The 26,479-nt window shown below is 66.5% G+C and carries 30 protein-coding genes; 13 read left to right on the top strand and 17 right to left on the bottom strand.

The window, feature by feature from the left end; all coding sequences use genetic code 11:
* Positions 1-3 precede the first annotated feature (3 nt).
* The gene (locus AE618_RS24530) at positions 4-930 is read left to right on the top strand and encodes a hypothetical protein (protein ID WP_054211692.1); all 927 of its coding nucleotides are present in this window, start codon (positions 4-6) and stop codon (positions 928-930) included.
* Between the two features lie 46 nt (positions 931-976).
* On the opposite strand, the gene AE618_RS24525 is transcribed toward AE618_RS24530, so the two are convergent.
* The 5 genes from AE618_RS24525 to thrS all read right to left on the bottom strand — a co-directional run bounded on the left by AE618_RS24525 (position 977) and on the right by thrS (position 7,257).
* Positions 977-1,705 (bottom strand): SGNH/GDSL hydrolase family protein, encoded by a 729-nt coding sequence (locus AE618_RS24525; protein WP_054211691.1) that lies wholly within the window; start codon positions 1,703-1,705, stop codon positions 977-979.
* A 38-nt stretch (positions 1,706-1,743) separates the two neighbouring features.
* Positions 1,744-2,952 carry an OpgC family protein gene (locus tag AE618_RS24520; RefSeq protein ID WP_197280878.1) on the bottom strand — a complete coding sequence of 403 codons (1,209 nt, stop codon included), beginning with the start codon at positions 2,950-2,952 and terminating at the stop codon, positions 1,744-1,746.
* Positions 2,953-3,186: 234 nt separating this feature from the next.
* Positions 3,187-3,792: a GDYXXLXY domain-containing protein gene (locus tag AE618_RS24515; RefSeq protein WP_054211689.1), complete on the bottom strand. Its 606-nt coding sequence runs from the start codon at positions 3,790-3,792 to the stop codon at positions 3,187-3,189.
* A complete protein-coding gene (locus tag AE618_RS24510) occupies positions 3,792-5,081 on the bottom strand; it encodes a DUF2157 domain-containing protein (protein ID WP_054211688.1) in 1,290 nt (429 codons plus the stop codon). Before AE618_RS24510 ends, AE618_RS24515 begins: the two co-directional genes overlap by 1 nt.
* A 166-nt stretch (positions 5,082-5,247) precedes the next feature.
* Positions 5,248-7,257, bottom strand: a complete 2,010-nt coding sequence (thrS, locus tag AE618_RS24505) for a threonine--tRNA ligase (protein ID WP_054211687.1) — start codon at positions 7,255-7,257, stop codon at positions 5,248-5,250.
* Positions 7,258-7,535: 278 nt separating this feature from the next.
* On the opposite strand from thrS, the gene AE618_RS24500 reads away from it, so the two are divergent.
* Entirely contained in the window at positions 7,536-7,775 is a 240-nt protein-coding gene (locus AE618_RS24500; RefSeq protein ID WP_054211686.1) for a cysteine rich repeat-containing protein, read from the top strand.
* Here AE618_RS24500 and yidD read toward each other — a convergent pair.
* Positions 7,772-8,122, bottom strand: a complete 351-nt coding sequence (gene yidD, locus AE618_RS24495) for a membrane protein insertion efficiency factor YidD (protein ID WP_054211752.1) — start codon at positions 8,120-8,122, stop codon at positions 7,772-7,774. The two genes, AE618_RS24500 and yidD, sit on opposite strands and share 4 nt — an antisense overlap.
* A gap of 34 nt (positions 8,123-8,156) precedes the next feature.
* Here yidD and AE618_RS24490 point away from each other — a divergent pair, with 34 nt between their 5' ends.
* A complete protein-coding gene (locus tag AE618_RS24490; RefSeq protein WP_082365548.1) occupies positions 8,157-8,903 on the top strand; it encodes a phosphatase PAP2 family protein in 747 nt (248 codons plus the stop codon).
* A 31-nt stretch (positions 8,904-8,934) separates the two neighbouring features.
* Here the strand turns inward: AE618_RS24490 and AE618_RS24485 are convergent, their stop codons facing one another.
* Complete coding sequence (locus AE618_RS24485) at positions 8,935-9,384, bottom strand: iron-sulfur cluster assembly scaffold protein (RefSeq protein ID WP_054211684.1); 450 nt, start codon at positions 9,382-9,384, stop codon at positions 8,935-8,937.
* Between the two features lie 184 nt (positions 9,385-9,568).
* Here AE618_RS24485 and folE point away from each other — a divergent pair, with 184 nt between their 5' ends.
* Positions 9,569-10,231 carry a GTP cyclohydrolase I FolE gene (gene folE, locus AE618_RS24480; protein ID WP_054211683.1) on the top strand — a complete coding sequence of 221 codons (663 nt, stop codon included), beginning with the start codon at positions 9,569-9,571 and terminating at the stop codon, positions 10,229-10,231.
* 42 nt (positions 10,232-10,273) lie between these two features.
* Here folE and AE618_RS24475 read toward each other — a convergent pair whose 3' ends face one another.
* A complete protein-coding gene (locus AE618_RS24475) occupies positions 10,274-11,041 on the bottom strand; it encodes an SDR family NAD(P)-dependent oxidoreductase (protein WP_054211682.1) in 768 nt (255 codons plus the stop codon).
* Positions 11,042-11,147: 106 nt separating this feature from the next.
* On the opposite strand from AE618_RS24475, the gene AE618_RS24470 reads away from it, so the two are divergent.
* The 3 genes from AE618_RS24470 to AE618_RS24460 all read left to right on the top strand — a co-directional run bounded on the left by AE618_RS24470 (position 11,148) and on the right by AE618_RS24460 (position 13,363).
* Positions 11,148-11,672, top strand: coding sequence for a TetR/AcrR family transcriptional regulator (locus tag AE618_RS24470; RefSeq protein WP_054211681.1), 525 nt, complete (start codon positions 11,148-11,150; stop codon positions 11,670-11,672).
* Positions 11,673-11,750: 78 nt separating this feature from the next.
* Positions 11,751-12,155 carry a phosphoribosyl-AMP cyclohydrolase gene (gene hisI, locus AE618_RS24465; protein WP_054211680.1) on the top strand — a complete coding sequence of 135 codons (405 nt, stop codon included), beginning with the start codon at positions 11,751-11,753 and terminating at the stop codon, positions 12,153-12,155.
* A 236-nt stretch (positions 12,156-12,391) separates the two neighbouring features.
* Entirely contained in the window at positions 12,392-13,363 is a 972-nt protein-coding gene (locus tag AE618_RS24460) for a patatin-like phospholipase family protein (protein ID WP_082365547.1), read from the top strand.
* A gap of 24 nt (positions 13,364-13,387) precedes the next feature.
* Here AE618_RS24460 and AE618_RS24455 read toward each other — a convergent pair whose 3' ends face one another.
* Both AE618_RS24455 and AE618_RS24450 read right to left on the bottom strand, forming a co-directional pair.
* A complete protein-coding gene (locus tag AE618_RS24455; protein ID WP_054211751.1) occupies positions 13,388-13,819 on the bottom strand; it encodes a CBS domain-containing protein in 432 nt (143 codons plus the stop codon).
* A gap of 186 nt (positions 13,820-14,005) precedes the next feature.
* The gene (locus AE618_RS24450; RefSeq protein WP_054211678.1) at positions 14,006-14,824 is read right to left on the bottom strand and encodes a rhomboid family intramembrane serine protease; all 819 of its coding nucleotides are present in this window, start codon (positions 14,822-14,824) and stop codon (positions 14,006-14,008) included.
* A 414-nt stretch (positions 14,825-15,238) separates the two neighbouring features.
* On the opposite strand from AE618_RS24450, the gene AE618_RS28630 reads away from it, so the two are divergent.
* The 4 genes from AE618_RS28630 (at position 15,239) to AE618_RS24430 (ending at position 18,144) form a co-directional block, all read left to right on the top strand.
* Positions 15,239-15,811, top strand: coding sequence for a PAS domain-containing protein (locus AE618_RS28630; RefSeq protein ID WP_054211677.1), 573 nt, complete (start codon positions 15,239-15,241; stop codon positions 15,809-15,811).
* A 62-nt stretch (positions 15,812-15,873) separates the two neighbouring features.
* On the top strand, positions 15,874-16,488 hold the full coding sequence (locus tag AE618_RS24440) for a PilZ domain-containing protein (protein WP_054211676.1): 615 nt from the start codon (positions 15,874-15,876) through the stop codon (positions 16,486-16,488).
* Positions 16,489-16,567: 79 nt separating this feature from the next.
* A complete protein-coding gene (locus AE618_RS24435) occupies positions 16,568-17,248 on the top strand; it encodes an HAD-IA family hydrolase (protein WP_054211675.1) in 681 nt (226 codons plus the stop codon).
* Between the two features lie 260 nt (positions 17,249-17,508).
* Positions 17,509-18,144, top strand: coding sequence for a transglutaminase-like cysteine peptidase (locus AE618_RS24430; protein WP_054211674.1), 636 nt, complete (start codon positions 17,509-17,511; stop codon positions 18,142-18,144).
* 177 nt (positions 18,145-18,321) lie between these two features.
* On the opposite strand, the gene AE618_RS24425 is transcribed toward AE618_RS24430, so the two are convergent.
* Both AE618_RS24425 and AE618_RS24420 read right to left on the bottom strand, forming a co-directional pair.
* A complete protein-coding gene (locus AE618_RS24425) occupies positions 18,322-18,852 on the bottom strand; it encodes a gamma carbonic anhydrase family protein (RefSeq protein ID WP_054211673.1) in 531 nt (176 codons plus the stop codon).
* Between the two features lie 59 nt (positions 18,853-18,911).
* A complete protein-coding gene (locus AE618_RS24420) occupies positions 18,912-19,238 on the bottom strand; it encodes a DUF6949 family protein (protein WP_054211672.1) in 327 nt (108 codons plus the stop codon).
* 181 nt (positions 19,239-19,419) lie between these two features.
* On the opposite strand from AE618_RS24420, the gene AE618_RS24415 reads away from it, so the two are divergent.
* On the top strand, positions 19,420-20,202 hold the full coding sequence (locus tag AE618_RS24415) for a hypothetical protein (protein ID WP_054211671.1): 783 nt from the start codon (positions 19,420-19,422) through the stop codon (positions 20,200-20,202).
* A gap of 168 nt (positions 20,203-20,370) precedes the next feature.
* On the opposite strand, the gene AE618_RS24410 is transcribed toward AE618_RS24415, so the two are convergent.
* From AE618_RS24410 to glyA, 4 genes are all read right to left on the bottom strand, one after another.
* A complete protein-coding gene (locus AE618_RS24410; protein WP_054141925.1) occupies positions 20,371-20,583 on the bottom strand; it encodes a DUF3126 family protein in 213 nt (70 codons plus the stop codon).
* A gap of 160 nt (positions 20,584-20,743) precedes the next feature.
* Positions 20,744-22,276 (bottom strand): hypothetical protein, encoded by a 1,533-nt coding sequence (locus tag AE618_RS24405; RefSeq protein ID WP_156330472.1) that lies wholly within the window; start codon positions 22,274-22,276, stop codon positions 20,744-20,746.
* Between the two features lies 1 nt (position 22,277).
* Positions 22,278-23,027 (bottom strand): ABC transporter ATP-binding protein, encoded by a 750-nt coding sequence (locus AE618_RS24400; RefSeq protein ID WP_054211669.1) that lies wholly within the window; start codon positions 23,025-23,027, stop codon positions 22,278-22,280.
* Between the two features lie 100 nt (positions 23,028-23,127).
* Positions 23,128-24,450, bottom strand: coding sequence for a serine hydroxymethyltransferase (gene glyA, locus AE618_RS24395; protein WP_054211668.1), 1,323 nt, complete (start codon positions 24,448-24,450; stop codon positions 23,128-23,130).
* Positions 24,451-24,578: 128 nt separating this feature from the next.
* On the opposite strand from glyA, the gene AE618_RS24390 reads away from it, so the two are divergent.
* Positions 24,579-25,463 (top strand): LysR family transcriptional regulator, encoded by an 885-nt coding sequence (locus AE618_RS24390; protein WP_054211667.1) that lies wholly within the window; start codon positions 24,579-24,581, stop codon positions 25,461-25,463.
* 8 nt (positions 25,464-25,471) lie between these two features.
* On the opposite strand, the gene cysE is transcribed toward AE618_RS24390, so the two are convergent.
* Complete coding sequence (cysE, locus tag AE618_RS24385; RefSeq protein ID WP_054211666.1) at positions 25,472-26,320, bottom strand: serine O-acetyltransferase; 849 nt, start codon at positions 26,318-26,320, stop codon at positions 25,472-25,474.
* Positions 26,321-26,479: the final 159 nt, after the last annotated feature.

Here is a 26,479-nt window from a genome sequence, read left to right as displayed (position 1 = left end):
AGCATGCTTGAATTCGACGGTTTCCAGGGACGGCGCCGGCTTGCGGCCAGCCTGCTGGCGGCCGCGCTCGTCCTCGCACCGGCTCTGGCTGTCGCGCAGCAGGCGGAGCCGGCGATTCAGGCCCCTGCGGCCATTCCCGACCCTAAGCCGATTCAGCCCGCCCAATCCCAGACGGCGCCTTTGGCGTCGCTGGCGCTGGCGGCGCAGTTCGCCGGCGATCGCCGCCCGATCCGCTCCGGCCTGGTCTGGCGCATCCTCAGCGAAACGGCCGACGGCACGCCGCCGCGCATCGTCGCGCGCTCGACCGATGCCGAGCCGGTCTTCTCGCTGGAGCCCGGCACTTACCTCCTGCATGCCGCCTATGGTTTCGCCAGCGGCACCAAACGCGTCACGCTCGGCCCGCAAGGCCTGCGCGACCAGGTTGCGATCAGTGCCGGCGGGCTTTCGCTGGCGGGCTCGATCGGCGATGCGCCGATCGCCCCGGCGCAGCTCAGCTTTTCGGTCTTCGTGCCCTTGCAGGGCAATTCGGAAGGCCGCCTCGTCGTCGACAAAGCCAAGGCGGGAGAGCTCATCCGCCTGCCCGAGGGCACCTACCACGTCGTCTCGACCTATGGCGATTCCAACGCGATCCAGCGCGCCGACGTGAAGGTCGAGTCCGGCAAGGTCACGGATGCGACGCTGCATCACCGCGCCGCCCGGGTCACCCTGAAGCTCGTAGCGTCACCTGGCGGCGAGGCCTTCGCCGGAACCGCCTTCAGCGTGCTGACGCCCGGTGGCGACGTCATCCGCGAGGCGATCGGCGCCTTCCCGCAGGTGATCCTGGCCGAGGGCGACTATGTCCTGATCGCGCGGCAGGAGGGACAGGTCCATTCGCGCGACTTCAAGGTCGAATCGGGGCTCGACCGCGACATCGAGGTGCTGGCCAAATAGGGCTGAGTGACGAGGGCTGACGCAGGCCACAGCCCGGCTCGTCGCCTCAGTTCGTCGATTTCATGCCTTCGGCCATGTCCGGCTTGTTTCCCGTCAGGGCGCCGGCGATGCCGTCGGCGATGCGGATGGCGAGACAGCGATAGCCGGCATCGACCATGTGCATCCCGTCCATCCCGACGAGTTCCTCGGGCGTAAAGCGCTTCGAGCGCGACCAATCCCGCATCATGCCGTAGCGCGGGAAGACCGCTGCACCATGTTCATCGGCGGTCTTCTTCAGCAAGGCACGGTAGGCATCATATTGCGGATAGCGCCCTGCTCGCGGCAGCCATTGCAGATCCATCATCACCATGTCGATCCCCGCCGCCTGGACCTTCTGGATGCCCTTGCGCAGGATCTTCGCGAGCTTGTCCTCGCCGATATGGCTGATCGCCTCGTTGACCACCGTCTGCCAGATCACGATCGAGGGCTTCTCCTCGATGACATCGGTGTCCATGCGCAACAGCATGTCATAGGCCGACTGGCCGCCGACGCCCTTGTTGACGACACGAACCTCGGCATTCGGCAGGCGCCGTCGCAACTCCTCGAGCAACACGGCGGGGTAGCTCTTGTCCTCGGCGCTGGCACCGGAGCCGGCGGTGGTCGAGGAACCGATGGCGACGATGGTGAGCTTGCCGGTCTCGCGCAGGGCCGCCGTGGCCGCAGGCAGGGCCGGCTGGAAGGGAGATTGGGCCGAGCCGGAGCGGCAGCGCAGATCGGCCGCCGCGGCGAGCGCCATTGGGCCAGCCGCCGCTGCACCCGTCCATGCGAGAACGCTCAGTGCGACTGCACCGAACCCCGCCGCGAGGGCTCGGCGGACACCGTCCCGCCGGAAAGCGTGATCGACTGATACCACGTCAGGAATATCCCAAGCCCGATCAGCAACATAACGCCGATCAGGCAAACCAGCAACTGAGGGCCCAGCGCGAAGCCCGTCTCGGCCAGGACGATCTGGCCGGCGATCGCCAGCACCGTCCCGGTGCTGAACACGGCCAGCGAATGACGCCCGACGATCGCCAGCATGCGCCCGATGGAATGATGCAGCAGCTCCGCCCCCGAAGGCAGCCAGCGCATCGCCAGCCAGCTCAGCGCCACCACATGCAGCAGCCGGCTCCAGGCCAGGTTCGTCTTGTCCGAGCCGAGCTGTACGGAGTCGAACCAGTCGTTCAGCAGCGCGATCCCGACGGGATTGCCCGAGGCGGTCTTCGCAACGAAGGCAAAGACGAGGAAGCCGATCGCAGCGACATCGAGCCAGGGCAGACGCGGCGCCACCACGCCGCGCTGCGCGGCGCGCCCGATAATGATGCCGAGCGTGAAGATGACCTGCCAGGCGAAGGGATTGAAGAACCAGCCGGCGGCATGCACGTTTGGAAGGTTCACGCCCGACCAGATGGCCGCCTGCCAGATCGACAGCGACACCAGCAGCGCGCCCGCCGGGCTGATCCGCACCGCGAAATAGATCGCCGGGAACAGCGCCAGCAGCACGATATAGAGCGGCAGGATGTCGAGATAGGACGGCTGGTAGCGCAGGGTCAGCGCATCCACGAGCGCCTCGAACGTATCGCTGAAGACCGGCTGGATGTTGATCGCCTCGACATAGAGCGGGTTCTGCGTCCGCGTCACCGCAGCAGCCACCACGCCGCAAACGATGATGAACATCGCGATATGGGCGATGTAGAGCGTCCATATCCGCGCAGCCAGCCGGGCCGCTCCGACGATCAGCCCGCGCCGCTCGATCAAGCCGCCATAGGCCAGCGTCGCAGAAATGCCGGCGAGCAGTACGAAGGCGTCGGCCCCATCCGAAAAGCCGAAATTATGGGGCATGTAGCCGGCGACCACATTGCCGGGCATGTGGTTGATAAAGATGACGAGCAGCGCCAACCCGCGGATGACGTCGATGCGCGCATCCCGCTGCACCACGGGCGCCGCGCCGTCCGGGGCACGGCCCAGGAACAGGAAGCGGGAAAGGGATCGTACCTGCGTCACCAACGGCATCCGGGCAAGGGGAACGGGTCGACCGACGAAACATGCGATGAGGGGGCAAGTTCCCGAACATGAACGTTTGCCAACGCATCCGTTCATCTGGCGTTCATAAAGACGGTGAGGTTAACGGTCACCTAAATTCGCTTCACAAGCCTGTGTTGCGCTCGCACGCAACGATCCGCTTGCGCGAGCGCGGCGGGAATTCGGGGAGGGAGAAGACTTGACGGAAAGGCGCGCCTAATAGGGCGGCTCGGCATAGACGAGCTTGCCGTCGATCAGCAGACGCTTGATCGCGGCCTCTCCTCCGGCGGAAATGGCAGCCACCACCTCGATGCGCGCGCGGGGCGTGGTTTCGATCGCCCGCCCCTCGCCCTGCGGGACGAAATAGCTCTCCAGGCCATAGGCGATGCGCAAGCGCCGGCTGCCGGAGGCGCAATCGGCCACGCCCGCGTCGTTCAAAGCGCAGGCGCCCGTCGACAGGACGCGACCGGCGATCATGACGCTGCCGGTGGAAGGCCGCGCCTTGTCGACACGGGTCGCCCGCGCGAAGCCCTCCGCGTCTGGCGCCAAGGTGACGTAAACTTGGTCGCCACGGCGATAGCTCACACCGGCTCCGCCATCGACGGTGCTGATCGGATAGGCCAGCACGACATAATCGCCGCGAAACAGATCGCGCGGATCGACCGGCACGGTTTTCAGCCGCACCTCGGTGCCACTGCGCAGGATGCTCGCGCGGCTCTCGACCAAAGCGAGCAGCCCACCGCTCAGAAGCAGCATGGCCGCGAGCGCCCGCCAGAACAGCGGCACGCGAGCGATGAGGGTGTCGGCAGATGGCATCCGCATCACGCGACCTCCCCAGCCGGCCGCGACAAGCGCGCGAAAAGCCGCCGCGCCCCGCTCGCAAGGGCCAGCAGCACGGCCCCCGCGATGAGGAAGAACAGCGACTGGTCGAGCAGCGTGCCGATGGTCTGCCAGAGCAGAATCAGGATGGCGATGCCGAACAGGCCGGAGCCCGCCAGCGTCAGGCGCCGCACGCCTCCGGTGACACCGGCGACGACAAGCGCGATCGCCACCGACAGGACCAGGCTGGCGACGACGACCTTGCCCGGCAGGCCGACGACACCGCCGCTCCAGAACACCGGCGGAACCAGTAAACCGAGGACAAGCCCGACCGCGAGCGGCCAGGCGAAGCGCTTCTCGCGCGCCAGTGCGGCAAAGCCCAGGATGACGGCGACGGCCACGGCATAGGCGACGTAGTTCAGCCAGATCGCCGTTCCCGCCCGCGATTCACGCGCGTCGAGAATGCGGATCAGTTCGACATCGAGCACGATCAGCAGGCCGAGCAGCCCCCAGGGCAAGCAGCAGGTCAGCAGCGCCGGCCCGCCGCGATCGAGCGCCCAGCCACCGAGCGCGACGTAAGCCGCTGAGACCGCAAGCCCATAGGCAAGCAGGCCGTAGTCGAAGCGCCCATTGATCCAGTCGCCCGGCACCAAGGCGAGCCACAGGCCCAGCGCCAGCACGGCGAGGTGATGCACCAGCCGGTTGTGGCGCGACAGAGCGAGCCAGAACGCCGGCAAATAGATCAGGAAGAAGGCGACATGCAGTGACGCGCCCTGGCTTTCCTGCCAACGCCCGCCGCTCCAGGCACAGAGCGCCACCAAGGCAACGGCGAGCGCCCCGTTCGAGCGCAGCAGAAAGGCGACGACGAGCGCCCCGAGCGCGACCAGAAGCGCGCCAGCCGGCCAGTCCGCCGGCAGATGGTACATCTGGCCGATCAGCGCGATGCCGGCTCCAAAGATCAGGACACCACAGGTGGCAGCCGCATCGGACCCCGATGGCGAACCCTTTCGCTCCAGCCTCGCGGCGATGCCCAGCGCCGCGACCACGCTGATGACGATCATCGCGAGCTTGACCAGCCGCGGAATCGCCTCCCAGTTCGCAGCGACGAAAGCCGCGACACTGGAAGCGATCAGCAGACCGCCGAACAGCCCGAGCAATGCCGGCAGCCGGAAACCGCCCTCCGTCGCGACCGAGCGGCGGATGGCGCTGGCGGCATCCGCCCCGAGCAGCCCCTCCGCCGTCCAGCGGGTGAGATCGGCATCGAGCCGCTTGCGATAGGACCCCGTCAACATGGGCGGCAATCTGGCATGGGAGGGTAACGTCTGGCGAGGGGCGGATCACATGCGCGTCATGCTCGGGCTCGACCCGAGCATCTCGTGCAGGACAATCTTGTATCAGCCCCTCTCTGGCGAGAGATTCTCGGGTCGGCGCTGCGCGCCGCCCGAGAATGACGCCATATCAGCCCGCAGCCTTCGCCGCCCTAGCCGCCTTGACGCGCTTCACGTCCGGAGGCGTCGCCTCCTCGGTCAGCGCCGAGATCATGGCGTCGAGCGACATCACCGTCTGCGCCTGGCTGCCGAGCCGGCGCACGGTGACGGTGCGCTCCTCGGCCTCGCGCTTGCCCACCGCCAGGATCACCGGGACCTTGGCCAGCGAATGCTCGCGCACCTTGTAGCTGATCTTCTCGTTGCGAAGATCAGCCCGCGCCCGCAGGCCGGCATTCATGCAGGCGATCGTGACCTGCTCGGCGTAGGAATCGGCCTCGGAGGTGATCGGCGACACGACGATCTGCTCTGGCGCAAGCCAGAGCGGGAAATGCCCGGCATGGTGCTCGATCAGGATGCCGGTGAACCGCTCCAGCGAGCCGCAGATCGCGCGGTGGACCATGACGGGCTGTTTCTTCTCGCCGTCCGAGCCGATATAGAAGGCCCCGAAGCGCTCGGGCAGGTTGAAATCGACCTGCGTCGTGCCGCACTGCCAGTCGCGGCCGATGGCATCGCGCAGCACATATTCGAACTTCGGCCCGTAGAAGGCCCCCTCGCCCGGATTGATCTCGGTCTTGATGCGGTTGCCGGACTGCGTCGCGATCGTCTCGAGGACCTTGGTCATCACCGCCTCGGCATGATCCCAGACCTCGTCGGAACCGACGCGCTTCTCCGGCCGGGTCGAGAGCTTGATGACCAGATCGTCGGTGAAGCCGAAATCCTCGTAGACGGAGAGGATCAGCTCGTTGATCTTCAGGCACTCGGCGGCGAGCTGCTCTTCCGTGCAGAAGATGTGGGCGTCGTCCTGCGTGAAGCCGCGCACGCGCATCAGCCCGTGCAGCGCACCCGACGGCTCGTAGCGATGGACATTGCCGAACTCGGCGAGCCGGATCGGCAGATCGCGATAGCTCTTCAGGCCGTGCTTGAAGATTTGCACATGGCCGGGGCAGTTCATCGGCTTCAGCGCGAACACCTTCTGGTCCCGGTTGGGATCGTTGGGGTTCTCGAACGCGCTCGCCGACTTCACCGCGAACATGTTGTCCTGGTACCAGCCCCAGTGGCCCGAGGTCTCCCAGAGCGACTTGTCGAGCACCTGCGGCGCGTTGACCTCTTCATAATCGGCCGCCAGCCGGCGCCGCATATAGGTCAGGATCTCCTGGAACAGCCGCCAACCCTTGGAGTGCCAGAACACGACGCCCGGCCCCTCCTCCTGGAAGTGGAACAGGTTCATCTCGCGGCCGATCTTGCGATGGTCGCGCTTTTCGGCCTCCTCGATCTGCTTGAGATGGGCGTCGAGATCCTCCTGCTTGGCGAAGGCCGTACCGTAGAGGCGCGTCAGCATCGCGTTGTTGCTGTCGCCGCGCCAATAGGCGCCGGCCACCTTCATCAGCTTGAAGGCGGTGCCGACCTTGCCGACCGAGGTCATGTGCGGGCCACGGCAGAGGTCGATCCACTCGCCCTGCTTGTACATCTTCAGTGTCTGGTCAGCCGGGATCGCATCGACGAGCTCGACCTTGTAGGCCTCGCCCTTCCCAGCGAAGAAATCCTTGGCCCTCTCGCGGCTCCACTCTTCCTTGGTGAAGGGCGCGTCCTTCGCGATGATCTCGCGCATCTTCGCCTCGATCGGCGCGAAGTCATCGGGTGTGAACGGCTCGTTGCGCGCGAAATCGTAGAAGAACCCGCCCTCGATCACCGGGCCGATCGTCACCTGCGTGCCGGGATAGAGCGCCTGCACGGCCTCGGCGAGAACGTGGGCGCAGTCGTGCCGGATCAGTTCCAGCGCGCGCGGGTCGTCCCGGGTCAGGAACTCGATCTTCGAGTCCCGGCCGATCGGATCGCCGAGATCGACGACCACGCCATCGAGCGCCATCGCGACGGTGCGTTTCAGGAGAGAGGGCGAAATGCCGCCGGCGATCGCCTTTCCGGTGATGCCGGAGGGAAATTCGCGCTTTGCGCCATCAGGGAATGTCAGGGAGATCGTCATCGATCGTCGCTCCTGCTCACTCGGGGATACGAACCCCGTAAGTCAAGGCCGGATACTGGGTTGGGCAATACTCGGCTGAGCTTGCGCGGAGATGTCCGTATCCGGGTGAGGACACCGCCGAGAACGCCCCGCCTATACGAGCGCAGGCCCGCAGGCAATCGCCTCGCCGCACGGGACAATCGAACCTGTCGGTTTCGTCATGTTTTCCTCATCGCGCGGCAAGTCATCAGCGGCATGATACCGATCGCCGCCACGTTTCAACCGCAGGAGCCCTTTGCATGATCCGCGTTCTCACGAACACCCTGGCCGTGTCCCTCGCCCTTGCCGGCGCCGCCCAACCCGCGCTTGCCCAGGATCGCGCCGCCGCGCTGCGTGAAGCTTGCGCCAAGGACGTCGCGGCCCACTGCCCTGGCGTCCAGCCCGGCGGCGGCCGGATCGCGGCCTGCTTCAAGGACAACCTGGGCAAGCTGTCCGAGGGCTGCCGCACGGCGTTGATAAAGGCCAAAGCGGTCAACTAAGGCTGCTCCGGCGCATTGACCCCGCGCCATCGCCCGTAGCGCCACGGCCGATACCAGGCGGAGTCCGGTGGCAGTTCCTCGCAGACGAGGTCGATGCCGCTCGTCCCCAGCGGCGTGCAGCGGCAGATTCGCGCTACGCCGATCCAGCCGCCGCGCCACAGGCCGAAACGCTGGATCGCCTCGTCGGTATAGCTCGAACAGCTCGGCCAATGCCGGCAGTGCCGGCCCACCAGCATCGACAGGCTGAGCTGATAGCCGCGGATCGCCCAGTGCGCGCCGCGCCGCGGTGCCCGCTTTAAACGCGCCGCTTGCGCGAAAAGACGTGACAAGCCCGGCTGCGATGCCATTTCATCGCGCTCGTCCTCAGAGCTGAGATTCGCCATGCCGCGTTCCGTTATGCGTTCCGTTCCATTCCGCGCGACCGCCGCCATCGCCTGGGTTGCGGCAGGCCTTCTCATCGCCGCCGCGCCCGCTCAGGCCCAGCAGCGCGCCAACCTGCTCTGGCTCGAGCCCGGCAAGGTCGATATCGCCCGCATCATCGGGCTGCCGCCCGCGATGAATGCCCCCGAGCAGAAGCGCGAATTCGACGAGGTGCTGCAGATCACGCTCGGCCGCACGCCGGAGCGCGAGAAGGCCGCCATAGCCGACCAGTACCAGACGCTCGCCCGCTTCCTCGAAGGCGCCGATATCCCGTTCGCCGGCAATCAGCATCGCGAGGTGCGCCTGCTGTTCCGCGAGGCGCAGGTCGAACTCGGCATCGTCCTGCTCTCCGTGCGCCGCCTGACGAACCGTCAGCGTCCCTTCACGGTCTGGAACAAGGTCCGCGTCAAGCCGTGCCCGGGCGGGCGCCCCGAAGGCTCGTCTTTCCCCTCCACCCATGCGGCGACGGCCGCGCTTTACGCCGAGCTTTTGACCCAGGCCGCGCCGGAACTCGCCGCGAAGTTCGAGGAACGGGTGACCGACTACGGCGAGAGCCGCCTGGTCTGCGGCTTCCATTACCGCAGCGATCTCGTGGCTGGCGACAAGGCCGGGCGCGCCGTCGCCAAGGCGCTCCTCGCGGAGCGCGCCTTCCGCTCGCGCTTCGACGAGACCAGAGCCGAGATCCGGCTGGCGCTCGGCCTGAAATAGACCGCGCCCGGGTCGAGGGCGCGCACGTCGCTCACGCCACTGCCTGCTGGCCGCGCTTCTGCTCGATCTGCCCGATCGCGTCGACGACCGCGTCGAAGGTCAGCATCGTAGAGGCATGGCGCGCCTTGTAGTCGCGCACCGGCACGAGCACGGAGAGATCGGCCCATTTGCCCTCGGGCGGCTCGGCATTGTCCTTCAGGATGGCGCGCGCCTGCTCGCGCACGGCGCGCAGCTCCTCGGCGGTCGAGCCGACGACATGGCGCGCCATGATCGAGGACGAGGCCTGGCCCAGCGCGCAGGCCTTCACGTCATGGCCGAAGCCGGTGACGACATCGCCGTCCATGCTGACATCGACTGTCACCGTCGAGCCGCAGAGTCGCGAATGGGCCTTGGCCGTGGCATCGGGAGCAGGCAGTCGATCCAGCAACGGAATATTGGCCGCCAGTTCAAGGATCCGCTTGTTGTAGACGTCGCTCAGCATCTCAGTTCTCCACCGGGCCTTGGCGTGACCGGTACTCGACACCCATATAGGATGGCAGGCCGACGGGCGGGAGACCATACCCGACCATCGCGGCCTTGGAGGCAGACTTGTCGCAGCGTCCGCGCGAAGTGGTCCAGATCGGCCCGGCCCGCGTATGATGCGTCACCGTAACGAGAGGCGCCACATGAACCCTGTGGTTAAGTCCATGAACCCCGTGGTTCAGCCCTTGTCCGTCGAGCAGGCCTTGGGCCCCTCCGCAGACAAGTTTCTCATCAAGCAGCCGACGCAGGAGCAAGCCGAGGAGGCTGTGCGCACGCTCATCCTGTGGGCTGGCGACGATCCGTCGCGAGAGGGGCTGGTCGAGACGCCGCGGCGCGTCGCCAAGGCTTACAAGGAATTCTACAAAGGCTACCAGGAGGATGCGGATGAAATCCTCGATCGCGTCTTCGAGGAGGTCGAGGGCTACCGCGACATGGTGCTTGTGCGCGACATCCCGTTCTCGTCGCATTGCGAGCACCATATGGTGCCCTTCGTCGGCAAGGCGCATATCGGCTATTATCCGTCCGAAGGCGTCGTCGGCCTCTCAAAGCTTGCCCGCATCGTCGATGTCTACGCGCGGCGCCTGCAGACGCAGGAGACGATGACGGCCCAGATCACCCAGACCCTCGAGCGGGTGCTCAAGCCGCGTGGCGTCGCCGTCCTGATCGAGGCCGAGCATATGTGCATGTCGATGCGCGGCGTGCAGAAGCAGGGCTCCTCGACGATGACGACGCAATACACCGGGCTTTTCAGGGAGCCGGCCGAGCAGGTGCGGTTCTTCACCATGGTGAAGTCCGCGGGTCTCTGACGAGCGGACGCGCGGCAACACCGCGCGCCCGCCATGCCGCCCCTAGTTGCGGCCAGCCATCACGCCGCCATCGACGTCGTGGATCGCGCCTGTCGTCCAGCCGGCCCGCTCCGACAGCAGAAATGCGATATGGGCGGCGACGTCGGCCGCCCGACCGACCCGGCCAATCGGATGGAACGCATCGAAGCCGCCCGTCAGCGTCGCCTCGATCGCTTCGGGCTCGATGAACGCACCGTAGATTGGCGTGACGACGACCGCCGGCGATACGGCGTTCACACGGATGTTCAGGCCCGCTAGTTCCATCGCGAGATGCTGCGTCAGGGCGTGGAGGCCCGCTTTCGCCATCGAATAGGCGGAGGACGGCGTGGCCTTGACGGCCTGTCGCGCCCACATCGAGCCAATCGTGACGATCGCACCGCCACCGTGAGACGCCATATTGCGGGCAACCGCCTGCGTCACGAAAAAGGTCGCCCGGTTGAGCGCGTGATAGCGGTCAAAATCCGCTCCCGTATGCTCCAGGAACGGCTTCGGGAAGAAATAGCCGGCAGCATTGACCAGCTGATCGATATGGCGTCCGTCGCCATCGATCCGGCGGATCAATCCATCGACTGCACCGGTATCGTAAAGGTCGGCTTCGATCGTTTCGACGTCGCCACCGCTGTCTTTCTCGATTTGCTTCCGTGCGCTTGCGAGCTTGGCGGGATCACGGCCGACGAGGGCGATGGTCCTGCCTTCGGAGGCAAGCAGCGTTGCCGTTGCGAGGCCCATTCCGGAAGACCCGCCGACGATCAGGCTCAACGAACGTCCCATGATGAACTCCTTTAATGATTCTATCTATCGATAGATAGATGTCGGAACCTAGAGAGTTGAGATTGCGCCCGTCAAGCCTTATCTATCAGTCGATAGAGAGGCCGATATGATCGAAGCACCCGCGCGCGAGCAGATTCTGGACGCTGCCGAAAAGCGGGCGCGGATGGCCGGCTACCACGGTTTCAGCTTTCGCGACGTTGCGGAAGACGTCGGCATCAAAAGCTCGAGTGTGCATTACCATTTCCCGACCAAGGGCGACCTCTGCGAGGCCTTGGCTCGACGCTATACCGTGCGGGCGGCTGACCGGCTGGGAGATCCCCGGATCCTGGCGCCCGGCGAAGGACTGGAGCGCGTCACGGCCCTGTTTCGCGATGCCGTGCTGGTCGAGGACCGGATGTGTCTATGCGGGATGTTCGGTGCGCAACGCGACGCTTTGCCAGCGCAGGTCGCCACGGCCGTGTCCGCGTTTTTCCAGATGATCCTGGATTATCTCGATGTGGCGCCCAGGGCGTCACGAGGCAGCCAGAACCCGGCGGCCTTGCTGGCCCGTCTCGAAGGAGCACTCATTCTGGCGCGGACGCTGAACAGTCCGAGCCTGTTCGAGGACGCGCTCAGCGAGACGGCAGCCTGAGCCATGGCGCCCATGTCCTGGCCTCCCCAACCACCACCACCACATGACGACACGCAACACCTGCCGAATGAGACACCGATGATTGCTTTCCCGGTCCTCGAAACCAAGTCGGCCCTCGAGGAGGGCACCACGCTCGCTCCGCGCTTCGACGCCAGCGGGCTCGTGACCTGCGTCACCACCGATGCGGACACCGGCGAACTGCTGATGGTGGCACACATGAACGCGCAGGCGCTGGCCCGTTCGATCGAGACCGGCGAGGCCTGGTACTGGTCGCGCTCCCGCGGCGAGCTCTGGCACAAGGGGGCGACCTCCGGCCAGATCCAGACCATCGTCGAGATGCGGGTCGATTGCGACCAGGACGCGCTCTGGCTGAAGGTCAAGGTCGCAGGCGACGGCGGCTGCTGCCACACCGGACGCCGTTCCTGCTTTTACCGGGTCAAACCGCTGCGCGAGGGAGCATCCGAACCGCTCGTCTGTGACTGAGGCATGTCCTCTCGAACTGAGGCTCGGCGGACGCCGTCGGCGCTGTTTCGTCGCGCTTTCATCGTTTCGTCAAGAGCCGCCGGTATGCGCAGGGTTTGCTCCGGCGGTGACGGTTTCCTCATTGAGTCCTGCGATCCTTCGCCCTCCCCCGGAGGGACGGGCCTACGTTATGGAACGAGGTCGCGCGATGCGTCTTGGGGCTTGGTGCTGCCGGAGGTGGCGGAGGTGAAACGCCGATGAACGATGTGAGCGTCGCAGCGCCCGTTCGCGACGGCCGACCGAAGATCGGACTGGCACTGGGTGGCGGCGCCGCGCGCGGCTGGGCCCATATCGGCGTGCTCGAGGTCCTGACCGAAGCCGGCTTCAAGCCCGACGTCATCGCCGGAACCTCGATCGGTGCTGTCGTCGGCGGCTGCTATGCGGCAGGCAAGCTGGACCAGCTCGCCGAATTCGCCACCGGCCTGACCAAGCGCCGCGTCGTCGGCCTGATGGATTTCCACATCGGCGGAGCCGGCCTGATCGGCGGCAACCGCCTGAAGCGGCTTCTGGACCGGGACCTGACCGGCCTGCGCATCGAGGCGCTGCCGACGCGCTTCGTCGCGATCGCCACCGAACTCGGAACCGGCCACGAGATCTGGCTGACGCATGGCCCGCTGGTCGAGGCGCTCAGCGCCTCCTATGCGCTGCCGGGCGTCTTCGATCCGGTCAAGCTTGGCGGGCGCTGGCTGATGGACGGCGCTCTGGTCAATCCCGTGCCGGTCACGGCAGCCCGCGCGCTGGGCGCCGATGTCGTGATCTGCGTCAACCTGAACAGCGACCTCGCCGGCCGCGGCACGACGATCCACAACCATGCCGCCGAGCCCGATCCCGAAATCCTGCCCGAACTCGATGTGCGGCCCACCTCGCGCTGGCTCGGCGGCATCACCGGCGCGGCGCGGCGCGTCCGTGGCCTCGTCGGCCGGCAGAGCGAGGACCGACCGGGCCTCGCGGGCGTCATGATCGACGCCTTCAACATCACCCAGGACCGAATCTCGCGCTCGCGCCTTGCGGGCGACCCGCCCGACGTCATGATCGGCCCCAAGCTGGGCCGCATGGGGCTGTTCGACTTCCACCGTGCGCAGGAGACGATCGAATTCGGCCGCCAGGCGACGCGCCGCTCGCTCGACGACATCGAGGCGGCGATCGCCGGCAGCCGCCTCTCCGTCTGAGATGGCCTGCTGGCCCCGCTTACGTCAGGCCATCGCGATATAGTCGCGCATCGCGCGGCTCTCGGCCTCGATCGCCGCGACGCGATACTTCACCACGTCGCCGATCGAGATGATGCCGATGACATGGCCGTTCTCGACGACCGGGACATGGCGGAAGCGTCCCGACGTCATGATCTCCATCAACTCGTCGACGCTGGTCTGGGAGCGGCAGGTCACCACCTTGGCGGTCATCACGCGCGAAACCGGGCTCTCAAGCGCCGCCGCCCCGCTCTCGCCCAGCGCCCTGATGATGTCGCGCTCGGACAGAATGCCGACCAGAGCGCCATCGGCGCCCATCACCACCACGGCTCCGATGCGCCGCTCGCTGAGCGTTCGGACCGCCTCGCCCAGCGTGCGATGCGGCTGCACCGAGATGACCTCGCGGCCCTTGCCACCCAAAAGCTGCTCGACGTTCATGGCTTCGTCCTCCTTGGCGATGGCGCCGTTGTCCGGCACGCGAGATCGTCCTGGTCCCTGCTGCCGCCGACGGAACTCACGCGCCGGGGAAGGCCTCGGGAACGCTGCGAATAGGCGGAGTGTGGGCGAAGACCGAGGCACAGGCAAGGCATGTCGCTCGAGGCGCGTGGCGCAACCAACGGGCCTTCAGCGGCGGACAACGCCCTTGTCGAACAGCGGGAAAATCAACAGCCCAACGAGGAACCCACCGATATGGGCCTCCCAGGCGATACTGGTCTCCTCACCAAGGATCGGCACCAGACCGGCGCCGAACAGGATGTTGGTCGCAAACCAGATGCCGATGAACAGCATGGCGCGGGAATTGCGCCAGAGCTGCCCCGTCGGCTCGGCAGGGATGGCGCGCACGACGGCGTCGTCGGCCAGCGAGCCGAAACGCAGGCCCGGTGCGAAGACGAAGCGGATGGCCGCCGCCGTCGCGCCCGACACCGCCGCCGACGCGCCGACCAGCGGCAGCACGTCGAGCTCCCGCGAGAACCAGTGCAGCAGTGCGCCGCCGATGGTCGAAAGCGCCATCAGGCTGAGGAATCGTCCGCTGCCAAGCCGGCGCGCGACCGGACTGCCGAAAGCGGCGAGCCAGACCAGGTTCGTCACCAGATGCAGCCAGGACCCATGCAGCAGCCCATAGGTCAGCAGCGTCCAGAGCCTGGGACCGCCATCGGCCAGCAGCAGTCGGACGAGTTGGAGCCGGTCCGCCAGATCCTGCCCCGGCACCGACATCGTCATGGCGCTCACGACGTCGTCGACGCGATCGGGCGCGAGCCAGAGGCTGATGCGCGCCGGCACGAAGGCGAACCACGACATCAAGACATAGTCGTCATAAGCCGAGAGCAGGGAACGGCCGCCCTGGATCAGCCCGAGTGCGACGATCAGCCAAACGACCGCCGACGGCAGGTTGACGGCGGGTTCCCGCGGCGGCGGGAGCTGGCTGGGAGGGGTATCGGACATGCAATTTCAACCCTTGCCGAAGCCACCGCCGCTGGCAAGCGACGCAGCCGGGCCTCGACAGACAAAAAAAGGGGAGCAGCCGCGTGGCGCTCCCCTTTTCCGGCTGTGCGGACACTCGATACGCGACCCGAGCGCCACGGTCACATCCCCGCCGGCCCCTCCGAATGCGGGCGTGAAGGCCCGCGAAAGTCAGTCAATTTAATAAGCATTTTAACCAGTTATCCACAATCTCAACATCTCGTTAACCTTAACGCACCGTTTACCCGAACAGCGGCTCGCGCGCATGGCAAGACGGCATGCCACCTGCGTCCTTCGCTGCCAGAAGGACTGCATCGTCCCTCCTCCAGACGCTTCTGCGCCATCGCGGGACGTATGGCGGGATGGAGGCCACGGCTGGCAGCATTGGGTATCGGAATGAAGAATACGAGCACGCGCTTGGTTTTCGAGTACTGGGACTCACTTCGCGGCGAGCGGGCAGCGCCCGAACGCGGCGAGATCGAGCCCGGGGCTCTGCGCCACGCGCTGGCCGACACCTTCGTTCTGGAAAACGAGCCGATCGGACCTGTCTTCAGGCTTGCTGGCACCCGCCTGTGCGCCCTGCTCGGCCATGAACTGCGCGGCCGCGCCTTCACGGCTCTATGGCCCGATGTCGAATCGCAAGGCGACATGCGGCGCCTGACTCAAACCGTGATGGACGAGACCGCCGGCGCGGTGGCCGGTCTTGCCGGCGAAACACGCACAGGCGCTCCGATCTATCTCGAATTGCTGTTGCTGCCGCTGCGCTACCGCGGCCGGACCCATGCGCGCATGCTCGGCGCCCTGTCGGCGGCGACAGCCCCCGAATGGCTCGGCCTCGACACGCTCGATTCGATGCGGATGATCTCGCTGCGCATGCTCTGGCCCAGCATCACCCACCGCCCGCAGGCCGCGCCGCCGATGCGGCACAGCCCTCCGAGATTTATGGTGCTGCCGGGAGGACGCGCCTGAAAGGCTAACCGCGCGTTAACCAACGCGCCTATAGGATCGGCCCGAAATCAGGCTGACCCTCGATGTTGAGCGCTCTACAACCGCCCCGGACGGCTGCACGCACTGTCGAGCGCAGGCGGCACCATCGTATGAAGGTTGTCCTGCTGGGCCGCTACATGCTGCCCAACCGCATGGAATACCCCTGCCAGACCATCGATATTTCGCCCGGCGGCCTGCATGTCGCAGCCCCTGCCCGCGCCAATCCGGGCGATCGCGTCATCGTCTATCTCGAACATCTCGGCCGCATCGAAGGCACCTGCGTGCGCACGACGATGGAAGGCTTCGCGATGACCATCACCGCGACCAGCCGCAAGCGCGAGAAATTCACCGCCCAGTTGACCTGGCTCGCCAACCGCGAGGAACTCGGCCTCCCCGAGGATCGTCGTCACGAGCGCATCACCCCGCGCAACCCGCGCGCCGTGGTAACGATGGATGACGGCACCGAGCATGTCGTGCGCATCATCGACATCTCGCTCTCGGGGGCCGCCTTCACCACCGATCTCGACCTGCCGATGAACACGCCGATCCGGATCGGCTCGACGGCGGCCAAGATCGTGCGTCGCTTCGACGGCGGTTTTGCCGCGGAATTCCGCTTCCCGCTTTCGGCCGATCTGCTCGACGACAAACTGGAACTCTGAGGCTCCGCCTCGGTGTCGCCGGGTCGCCATGCTTGCGCGACACGGCCGCGCCCGCCATAGCTGACAGCGTTCCACGGCGCTGCGAGCTTCTGTCATTCCTTATCGCCTGATCATCTTCGACTTCGACGGGACGCTGGCCGACACCTTTCCTTGGTTCGCCAACGTGCTGAACGGCATCGCCGACCGATACCGATTCCGGCGTGTCGCCGAGGACGAGGTCGAGACCCTGCGCGGTCAAAGCGCGCGACACCTCATCTCGCATCTTCGCGTGGCGCGCTGGAAACTGCCCTTCATCGCCAGGCACATGCGCCGACTGGCAGCGCAGGACAGCGATCGCGTCACCCTCTTCCCCGGCATCGAGGACATGCTGCGCGAACTCCGGCAGCATGGCTTCCTGCTCGCGATCGTCAGCTCCAACACGGAAAGCAATGTGCGGCAGGCTCTCGGCAGCGAGATCGCGGCGCAGTTCACGCATTTCGCCTGCGGCGCCGGCCTGTTCGGCAAGGCAACGAAGTTCCGGCAGCTCGCAAAGCGGGCCGGCATCGAGCACGAGGACTGCCTCTGCATCGGCGATGAAATTCGGGATTTCGAGGCCGCGAGCGAGGCCGGCATGGCGTTCGGGGCCGTCGCCTGGGGTTTTACCAGCGCCGATGCGCTGCAGATACTTCATCCGGCCTTCATGTTCTCCCAACCGGCCGATATCGGCGCCCATCTGCTGGGCGCCACAGTCCAGCCCGGAACCGAGGCCGTCGCGCGCTGACCCCAGGCCCGTGCCGCCGGTCACAACGACCGACGCAACCAGTAACCTTTGATCAATCCTGTCGCTGGCCACGGCAAGGTCTTGGTTAAAGGACTCTGTCTCCAGCGCTCCCATTTGTTACGATCGCATTTCCCGTCGATTTATACTGAGATGTGTTGCCAGTATCGTCTGGCGAATTCCATCAAATTGTTCGCTTTCATTTCAAAGCAAATCCATGCGCCGGCTGCATCGTCCACCCCAGGGACAAGGAAGGGGACGACATGCTTCAACACCACCGCAGTTTCATGGTTCCGGCTCTGGCACTCCTGCTGCTTGCCGGCGGCGCATCCACCGTGCAGGCCCAGCAGGGCATCGCCGGCGTTCCGGTCGCCAGCGCGCCGGCCAATGCCTCGGGCGACGCCCGCGCGCCTTATGCCTGGAGCGATCTGTGCAAGCGTAGCCCGGCCGAATGTCGCGTCGATGTCAGCGAGCCCGAGCGCGTCGAGATGACGCCGAAGCTTTGGAAGGCCATCGTCGCGATCAACGGCCGCGCCAACCGCGAGATCGAAGCCGTCACCGACGAGGATCACTGGGGCGTCGTCGACCGCTGGGATCTGCCCGAGGACGGCAAGGGCGATTGCGAGGACTTCGCGCTGCTCAAGCGCAAGCGCCTGGCCGAGACCGGCGTGCCGCGCCGCGCCATGCTGATGACGGTCGTCATCGACGAGGAGAATGCCGGCCACGCCGTGCTGATGGTCCGCACCGATCGCGGTGACTTCATCCTCGACAACAAGCGCAACGCGGTCCTGCCCTGGAGCCAGACAGGCTACGTCTACGTCAAGCGCGAATCGCAGGTTCGCACCGGCTGGACCTCGCTCGGCGGCGCCCAGACGTCGACGGTCGCCTCGGTTCGCTGAGGTCACCGATCGTGACCGCTCTAGGCGGTCGCCACACGATCAGGAGCGGGTGGTGCCCTCTCCGGATGGACGGCGAGACTTGGTCACGTCCCCACCCACCCGTCCCCAGGCCGGGTTTCGCCACAGGGCCGGCCCCCTTCCCCAGGGGGCCGGCCCGCTGGTTTGAAGGATCGCTGTTCAGTCGAGTCTGACCAGACCGGTGGCAAACTGCTTCCAGCGCGCGACGTAACCGCGTGCCGTGGCTGCGATGCCGGCAGCGGCCGCCTCGTCGAGCGTGCGGATCGCTCGGGCCGGCGAGCCGACGATCAGCGAATTGTCGGGAAATTCCTTGCCTTCTGTTACCAGCGCATTGGCGCCGACGAGGCTGTTGCGGCCGATCCTGGCGCCGTTGAGCACAGTCGCGCCCATCCCGATCAGGCTGTTGTAGCCGACCGTGCAGCCATGCAGGATGGCACGGTGGCCAACCGTGCAGCCCTCTCCGACCACCATCGGGAAGCCCATATCGGTGTGCAGGACGCAGCCTTCCTGGATGTTGCTGCCGGCGCGGATCTCGATCCACTCGTTGTCGCCGCGCAGAACGCTGCCGAACCAGATGCCGACATCCGCGCCGATGCGGATCCTGCCGATCAGATGGGCATCGGGAGCCAGCCACCAGTCCCCGGCAGCCGGCGTTTCGGGCTTCAGCCCGTCGAGGGAATAGAGCGGCATGCCGGGTATCCTTGGAAGGCGCGTGACACCTCAGGAGTGACCGGCTCGCAAGCCCGGCGTCAAGTGCCGAGCATGTGCAGCAGGTCGAGCACGATCCGGCCGCAGGCCATGCTCCAGACCGAGGCGATCATGCTGGCCAGCATCACGAAGATGAACGGCCTGCCCTCGATGCGCCGGCCGCGCACCGTGTTGCGCACGATCAGGAACGGCGCGCTGAACACCACGACGGGCACGCTCGCCACCGCAGACAGCCCGCCCGACTGCAGCAGCCGGAAATCGGCGCGCTTTGCCGTGAACAGCTCGAAGGCGCTCGCGAGCAGACCCGCGAAGGCGAAGCCGATGAACAGCGATTGGAGCGCCTCAGACGCGGCAGGTTGGATCGACAACGGCGCTGGCTCCCACGGACGCGACCGCCGGACCCTGCAGCATGGTTTACGAAGTGTGAAGGAAAGGCTTGAGCAATGGTTAACGCCCGGTCGGGCGGCAATCGCGCCGGGCCGGCATGGTTTACGGCGCGTTAACGCGCGGATGCTTGAGTGGTGACGCAATCTCCCGAAGGCGACGCCCGTGACGGCATATCATCCCCAGGACGCGGCCGCCGAGCAGGCCGCTTACGCCCAGCAAGGACCGACGGCGCCTTCGAGCATCGGCCTGACGAGCATGGTCCGCTCCCGGCTGAAGCGCCCGCCGCCGCCTCTGCCTCGCGCCGACGGGGCCCTGGTCAAGGCCGCCTTGGCGATCATGCTGGCGGGCGCGCTCGCGACCAGCCTCGCGCTGCATCTCACGCATCGCGACGAGGAACGCGAATCGATCGTCCAGCCGGCCCGGATCGGCGCGATCGCGCTGATGGTGCCGCAGAACCTGACCGGCTCTGAGCCGGGCGATTCGAGCCGGTTGGTCGGCATGGTCCGCTTGCGGCTCGACTGGCCGAGCCTCGGCCCGGCCCAGACCGGCCCGTTCATCCAGAACCGCCAGCGCCTGCTGGTCACGCTGACCCCCCAGGACAAGGTCAACGAGCCGCAGACACAACTCTCGGTCTACGCACGTTTCCTGACGCCGACCGTCTGGTCGAATCCCGGCGGGCTCGTGGTGCGCGGCTTCCGCAAGGGCTCGCCCTATGAGGGCGACGAACTCTATGTCTCGGTGCCCGACGGCCGCGGCTTCGCGGCACGCTGCCCGGTCGAAGCGGGCAAGTCGAATCCGGGCCATCCGGATCTGGACGAGCCCTGCCGTGTGACGTTCAAGCATCGCGGCATGGATGTGAACATCCGCTTCCCGCGCAGCATCATCGCCGATTGGGAAGCGATGCTCGGCGGCGTCCGCCACACCATCGACGGCATGATGCGCTGAGGCGGGCTGCCAAGCGGCGTCCCCGCGCTCCCGGATTGCGCTCCGCCGGGATTTCGCCAGGGAGAGTCGGCTGGCGTGACCGGCGAGAACCGGAGCGGAGCGGACTTGCGTCCGTGAGCACCGGAAGCGCAGGCGGTCGCGTCAGACGGCCGCCCTCGCGAAATCCCGTCAGTCTTCGAGATCGACGTCGAGGATCGCCATGGTGAAATTGAACGAGCGGTCACCGTCCTCGTCGTCGACATGGATGATGCCGATGAACTCGTCGGCGAGATAGACCTCGGCCGAATCGTTCTTCTTCATCCGCGCGCGCACGCTGATGCCATGATTGTTGAAGGTGCGCCGCAGATAGCCTTCGAGCTTGGCGAGTTCGGTCTTGTCCATGATGTCGGTCCTCATCGGTTGGCGGGACCGATGCCATGCCGGCGCCGGGAGGGCAAGCCGCGAAGCCGCTCGCTCTCCCTTTGCCGGACGAGGCGCGGTGCCATGGGGGCTCAATGGTCAACCCGCCGCCCGCAACGCGCAAGTCCTGACTGTCCCCTGTTCAGGCTGCTGTGCGTGGGCGCGCCGCATACAGCACGCCCATCGTTGCCAGGGCCAGGAGCGCGCCCCGCATCGCGGCCAGGTAGTCGCCAGCCAGCAAGGGCCAGAGTCCGACCGCGACCATCGTCAAGGCCAGAAGCTCCATGAGCGTCACGAAGATGGGACTCTTCATGCGCCGCCTGATCATGCCGGTCCTCGCCAGCCTCGGCTGATGCCAGGTGTTGACGAGGATGCCGCAGGCGATGGCGCAGGCAACGCCGAGCAGGCTGACCAGACCGGCCCGGGCATCGACCAGCAGCAAGAGCATCAATGGCGGAGCGGCGAAGATGACGGTGAGCCAGGTTATGGCGCCGAAACGGGCGCGCGCGCGCAAGCGGGGGTCCAGCGGTGCGGTCAAGGCCAGTTCGGCTGCTTCGTCGGCCGACATCGCGATCCAGGTCAGGCCACCGGCAATCTGGCCACACAGAACGATCAGAACCGGCACGAGCGCCGAGGCATCGTCAGCCCCGCTCGCGACCCGATAGACGGTCACGAAGGCGATCGGGATCAGAAAAATGCATTGCATCAGGATTTGAGACAACAGCCACGGATCACGCAGAATGATGCGCCGTTCCTTGAGCATCAGCGCCGCCACCGGTGATGCTCCGAAGGATGCGCGACTGCGCCTGGCGCGGGGTGGAGCCGCGGACGCCGATCCTGCCGCGAGGACCGCGTTGCGCACAAAGCTCTCGGCAAGGCCGGTGAACATCAGCACGGCCATCAGCGCGGCACAGGCAACCACAGCCACGAGGGCCACGACATTGCCGGTCACGGCGCGGGCAGGCAGCATCGCCACTTGCCAAACAAGGGACTGAGGGTTGGCCACATAGTCCGCGACGAGGGCGGCCTTTGGACCGGGCCCAAAGATGGCATCCCACTGCACCATCACAAGCACCAGCAGACCGGCCAGCGCGGCCGCCACCTGCGCCGCGACGCGCGTGCTCCGGATGCCGATCAGGCGAACCAGGCCCATGGCCAGTCCGATCGCGATGGCCGTCGCGCCGAGCGCCAGGGCCAGGATCAGCGGCAGGCCAGCCAGCCAATGAGGTCCGCGCTGCACCGCCAGCAGGATCAGCATCGGCGCGCCATATAGACCGGCTTTTGCAAGCGTGAAACCAAAGACGTTGAGAGCCCGGACCAGCAGCACGGTTTGCGGAGGCAGGGGCGCGGAGAACATCAGGTCATAATCGCCGCGTGCGTAAAGCGCATAGGCGGCGGAATCGAGCGCGGCCGAGATCATCAGCACGAACAGGAAGGCGAGATTGATCGTCAACGTGATCTGAAGGCGCGGATCGGCAGGGTCCAGTTCGCCGGCCGTCATCAGCAGAAGCTGCGACACGCCGAAAATGATCGTGCAGACCAAAGCCAGCACGCCCGCAATGCGCCAGGGACGCATGGCCGTTTTCGGGCCTGCCATGTCGGCAATGCCCCGCAATGCCAGACGGGCTTCGAGCGCCAGCACGGCGCGGGTTGGACCGGACACAAGGGCTGCCATCTCAGGCGGCCTCTTCGCGCGCGACGACATCGAGGAAGACATCTTCCAGGGTAGAGCCTTCGGAGGCGCCCCCCTCGCGCAGTTGCGCCATCGTGCCTTCGCAGACCAGCCTGCCATTGCGAATGATGCCGATGCGGTCACTGAGCCGTTCAGCGACTTCGAGGATATGCGTGGTGAGGATCACCGTCACACCGTTTGCGACCCGTTCCTGAAGCAGTTCCTTGACGTGCCGCGCCATCGACGCATCGAGGCCCGTCAACGGCTCGTCAAGGATCAGCAACGCGGGTTCGTGAATCAACGCGCCAGCCAGAGCAACCTTCTGTCGCATACCCTTGGAAAAGCCCTCGCAGCGCTGATCGGCCACGCGGGTCAGGTCGAGGGTCTCAAGCAGGGCGTCGCGGCGCCGCTTTCCGACCGTTGCCTCAACCTGCCAAAGGCCGGCAACGAAATCGAGATACTCGACGGGCGTGAGCTTGTCATAAACCATCGGTTCATCGGGGAGCCACGCCACCACACGTTTTGCCGCAACCGGATCGCGCAGGCGGTTGATCCCGCAAATGCTGATCTCGCCCGCATCCGGGGAGAGCAGCCCCGCGACGATCCTGAGCGAGGTGGTCTTGCCCGCCCCGTTGGGACCCAGCAATGCGTAGAGCTCGCCGCGCCGTATACTGAGATCAAGGCCGTTGACCGCTGTGAAGCCGCCAAAGCGCTTCACCAGACCGCGGACAACCAGCGCATCATGGCCACTCATTCGAACGCTCCCATCAGTATGGGGCGTTATGCGGCATCGCTGGTGACGTTCAGGTTAAGCTGACATTGCAGGCGTCGCCGAGAAATCGCCCCCGCCCCCCTCACCGCATGAAATGCAGCTCCCGGAACTTCCCCCGGAACGCCGTGACATCCTTCGCCACCGCCTCGGCCGGGCGCGAGCCGTTCAGCCCCTCGGCGATGTAGCCGGCGAGTTCGGGCATGTCGGCCAGCGTCATGCCGAAGCGCACGATCTCCGGCGTGCCCAGCCGCAATCCGTTGACGTCTCCCGGCACCTCCGCCAGCGGCAGGCCGATGCCGCAGCTCAGGATGTTGATCGCCCGCAGCTTCTTGGCCGCCGCCTGGCCGCCGCCATAGGCGTGAGCCTCGATCGCGAACTGATGCGAGGTCGTGATGCCGCGATCCCGGGCGAAGACCGGCACCTGGCGCTCCATCAGCGCTTCGCCCAGAGCCTTGGCGGTCGCCGCCATCATCTGCGCGTAAGCGCGGCCATGCTCCTTCCAATCCAGCAACGTGATCGCCAGCGAGGCCGATTTCGCCGCGTCGAAATTCGCGGTCAGGCCGGGATAGGCGATCTCGTCGAGGCGCTTGGCGAGGCCGGCGTCATTGGTGACGATCAGCCCCGATGGCGGCCCGCCCAGGCTCTTGTAGGTGCTCATCGTCATCAGATGGGCGCCCTCCTCCAGCGGCTGCTGCCAGCCATGCCCGGCGATCATTCCCGACATATGCGCCGCGTCGAACAGCACCAGCGCGCCGATCTCGTCGGCAATGGCGCGGATCTCGCGGATCGGATGGGGAAACAGGTTCAGGCTCGAGCCGATGGTGATCATCTTGGGCTTCAGCCGCAGCGCATCCTCGCGCAGCCTGGCCACATCGACGGTGTAGTTGACCGGATCGACCGGCGCGGGATGGGTGACGATGCCGTAGAGCCCGGCCGCACCGGCGCCGTGATGAGTGACATGGCCGCCGATCGCCGGCGGCGGCGCGATGATGCAGTCGCCAGGCTTCGCCGCGAGCATAAAGGCGTAGAGATTGGCGATGGCGCCCGAGGGCACCCGGATCTCGGCGTACTTGGCGCCAAAGACCTGCGCCGCGAGTTCGGCGGCGATGATCTCGATCTGCTCGATCGCCTCCAGCCCCATCTCGTATTTGTCGCCGGGATAGCCGAGCGAAGGCCGGGCGCCGAGGCCCGAGGCCAGCGCGGCTTCCGCGCGCGGGTTCATCACATTGGTCGCGGGGTTGAGGTTGAAGCAGTCGCGCTCGTGGATGTTGCGGTTTTCCTGCGTCAACGCCGCGATCCGCCCCTCGATGGCATCGAGCGACTGAGCCCCGACAGTCGAAGCGACCTCCAGCACATAATCCTCGCTCGCGGCGGGAACCCAGTCGCGCCTGCCCAGTGCCGTCATCGCCGTTCTCCGCCCGTGCGAACCACAAGGAAACTCCCGGCAATAAGAACGGTTTGCGCGGGGTCGTGCAAACGAGTTATCGTCGCCGCCAGGCAGAGGAAATCTCAGCCTCCGCCCGGACCCGATCGATGCCCGTCAAGCCACCGCGGCCGCGGCTGCCCTCGCTCAACGCACTGCGCGCTTTCGAGGCGGCGACGCGCTGCGGCAGCTTCATCAAGGCGGCCGAAGAGCTCGGCGTCACCGCCGGCGCGGTCACGCAGCAGATCCGCCAGCTCGAGGTCTGGCTCGGCTTTCCCGTCTTCCGTCGGCTGGCCCAGGGCGTCGAGCCGACGGAGGCGGCGCGCGAGGCGCTGCCGAGACTGACGCGCGGCTTCGATACGCTGGCGCAGGCGGTGCAGGGCCTGCGAGACAGCCATGGCGGCCGTGCGCTCACGATCGCCGCCTTGCCCTGCATCGCGCAGCTTTGGCTGTCGCCGCGCCTGACTGAGATGCGGCGTGCCTGGCCGGAGCTGCAGATTTCGATCTCGGCGATGGAGCAGCCGCCCGATCCGCGCCGCGAGCCGCACGACCTCGCGATCTTCTATCGCGACGCAGAGGCAGCGCCGGACACGCTGAGGGCGCCGGAGCCCGATGCCATCCTGCCGGTCTGCGCGCCCTCTCTGGCTAAGAACATCGGCAGTCTCGCCGATCTCGCTGGCCAGACGCTGCTGCACGACGCGGTCTGGCGCGGCGACTGGGGGCGTTGGCTCGCTTTCGCTGGCGGCTCGGCCGCAATCGATCCGGCACGCGGCCCGAGCTTCTCGCTCTACAGCCTCGCGCTGGATGCCGCTCTCTCGGGCTCGGGCGTGTTGATGGGCCGCGCCAGCCTGATCGGTCGCCACCTCGCGGACGGGCGGCTTATTGCACCCTTCCCGCTGGCCATGCCACTGCGCGACCGGTTGACGCTCATCCTGGCGCCGGCCGAGCGCGCCCATCCGATGCAGGCCGAGATCGCGGCCTGGCTGATGGCTTGACCTGAAACTCAGATATGGGATCCGCAGTCGCCGCCGAGGATCTGGTCCATCGAGCGCGAGGGCTCGGCACAGCCGGCCTCGCCGACGACCTTGGCCGGCACGCCCGCCACAGTCTTGTTGCGCGGCACGGCCGCAAGCACGACCGATCCGGCCGCGACCCGACTGCATTGCCCGACCTCGATATTGCCGAGGATCTTGGCGCCGGCACCGATCAGCACGCCCTTGCGGATCTTGGGGTGGCGGTCGCCGCCCTGTTTTCCCGTGCCGCCCAGCGTCACGCTGTGCAGCATCGAGACGTCGTCCTCGATCACCGCCGTCTCGCCGACGACGAGGCCGGTGGCGTGGTCGAGGAAGATGCCCTTGCCGATCTTCGCCGCCGGGTTGATGTCGGTCTGGAACACCTCGGAAGCGCGGCTCTGGAGGTAGAGCGCGAAGTCCCGCCGGTCGCGCTGCCACAACCAATGCGCCAGCCTGTGCGACTGCAAGGCATGGAAGCCCTTGAAGAACAGCACCGGCTCCAGCACGCGGTAGCAGGCGGGGTCGCGGTCGAGCACGGCCAGAACGTCGGCGCGCATGCCCTGGCCGACTGTCTCGTCGGCCGCCAACGCCTCGGCAAAGGCCTGCTCGATCAGATCGGCGGCGACGGCGGGATGGCCGAGCCGGGCTGCGACGCGATGGCTGACGGCCGCCTCGAAGCTCGGCTGGTTCAGGATGGAGGCGACGATCAGACTGCCCAGCGCCGGCTCGGCTGCGACCGCAGCCTCGGCCTCGCGCCGGAGCCTCGACCAGACCGGATCGAGCCGGTCGAGGCCGGTGGCGAGATCGCGGACTTCCGCAGTGGAGCGCCCTGACGACATGGTTGATCTCCGGAAAAAGCGCGTTCGGCGATGCAAACTCTATCACCTGTTGGCACGAGCGCGCCAAAGGTGATTGCGGGGCCGACATGAATCAGCGTGGCAAGCGGTGGATTCAGTCTCTGAGCTGCCGTCGACAACACATTGGCGTCGCCCGCTTTT

This window comes from Allobosea vaviloviae (assembly GCF_001298265.1).
Lineage (GTDB): Bacteria > Pseudomonadota > Alphaproteobacteria > Rhizobiales > Beijerinckiaceae > Allobosea > Allobosea vaviloviae_B.
The sequence above is the reverse complement of the archived record's forward strand: the minus strand, read 5'-3'. Positions and strand labels throughout refer to the sequence as shown.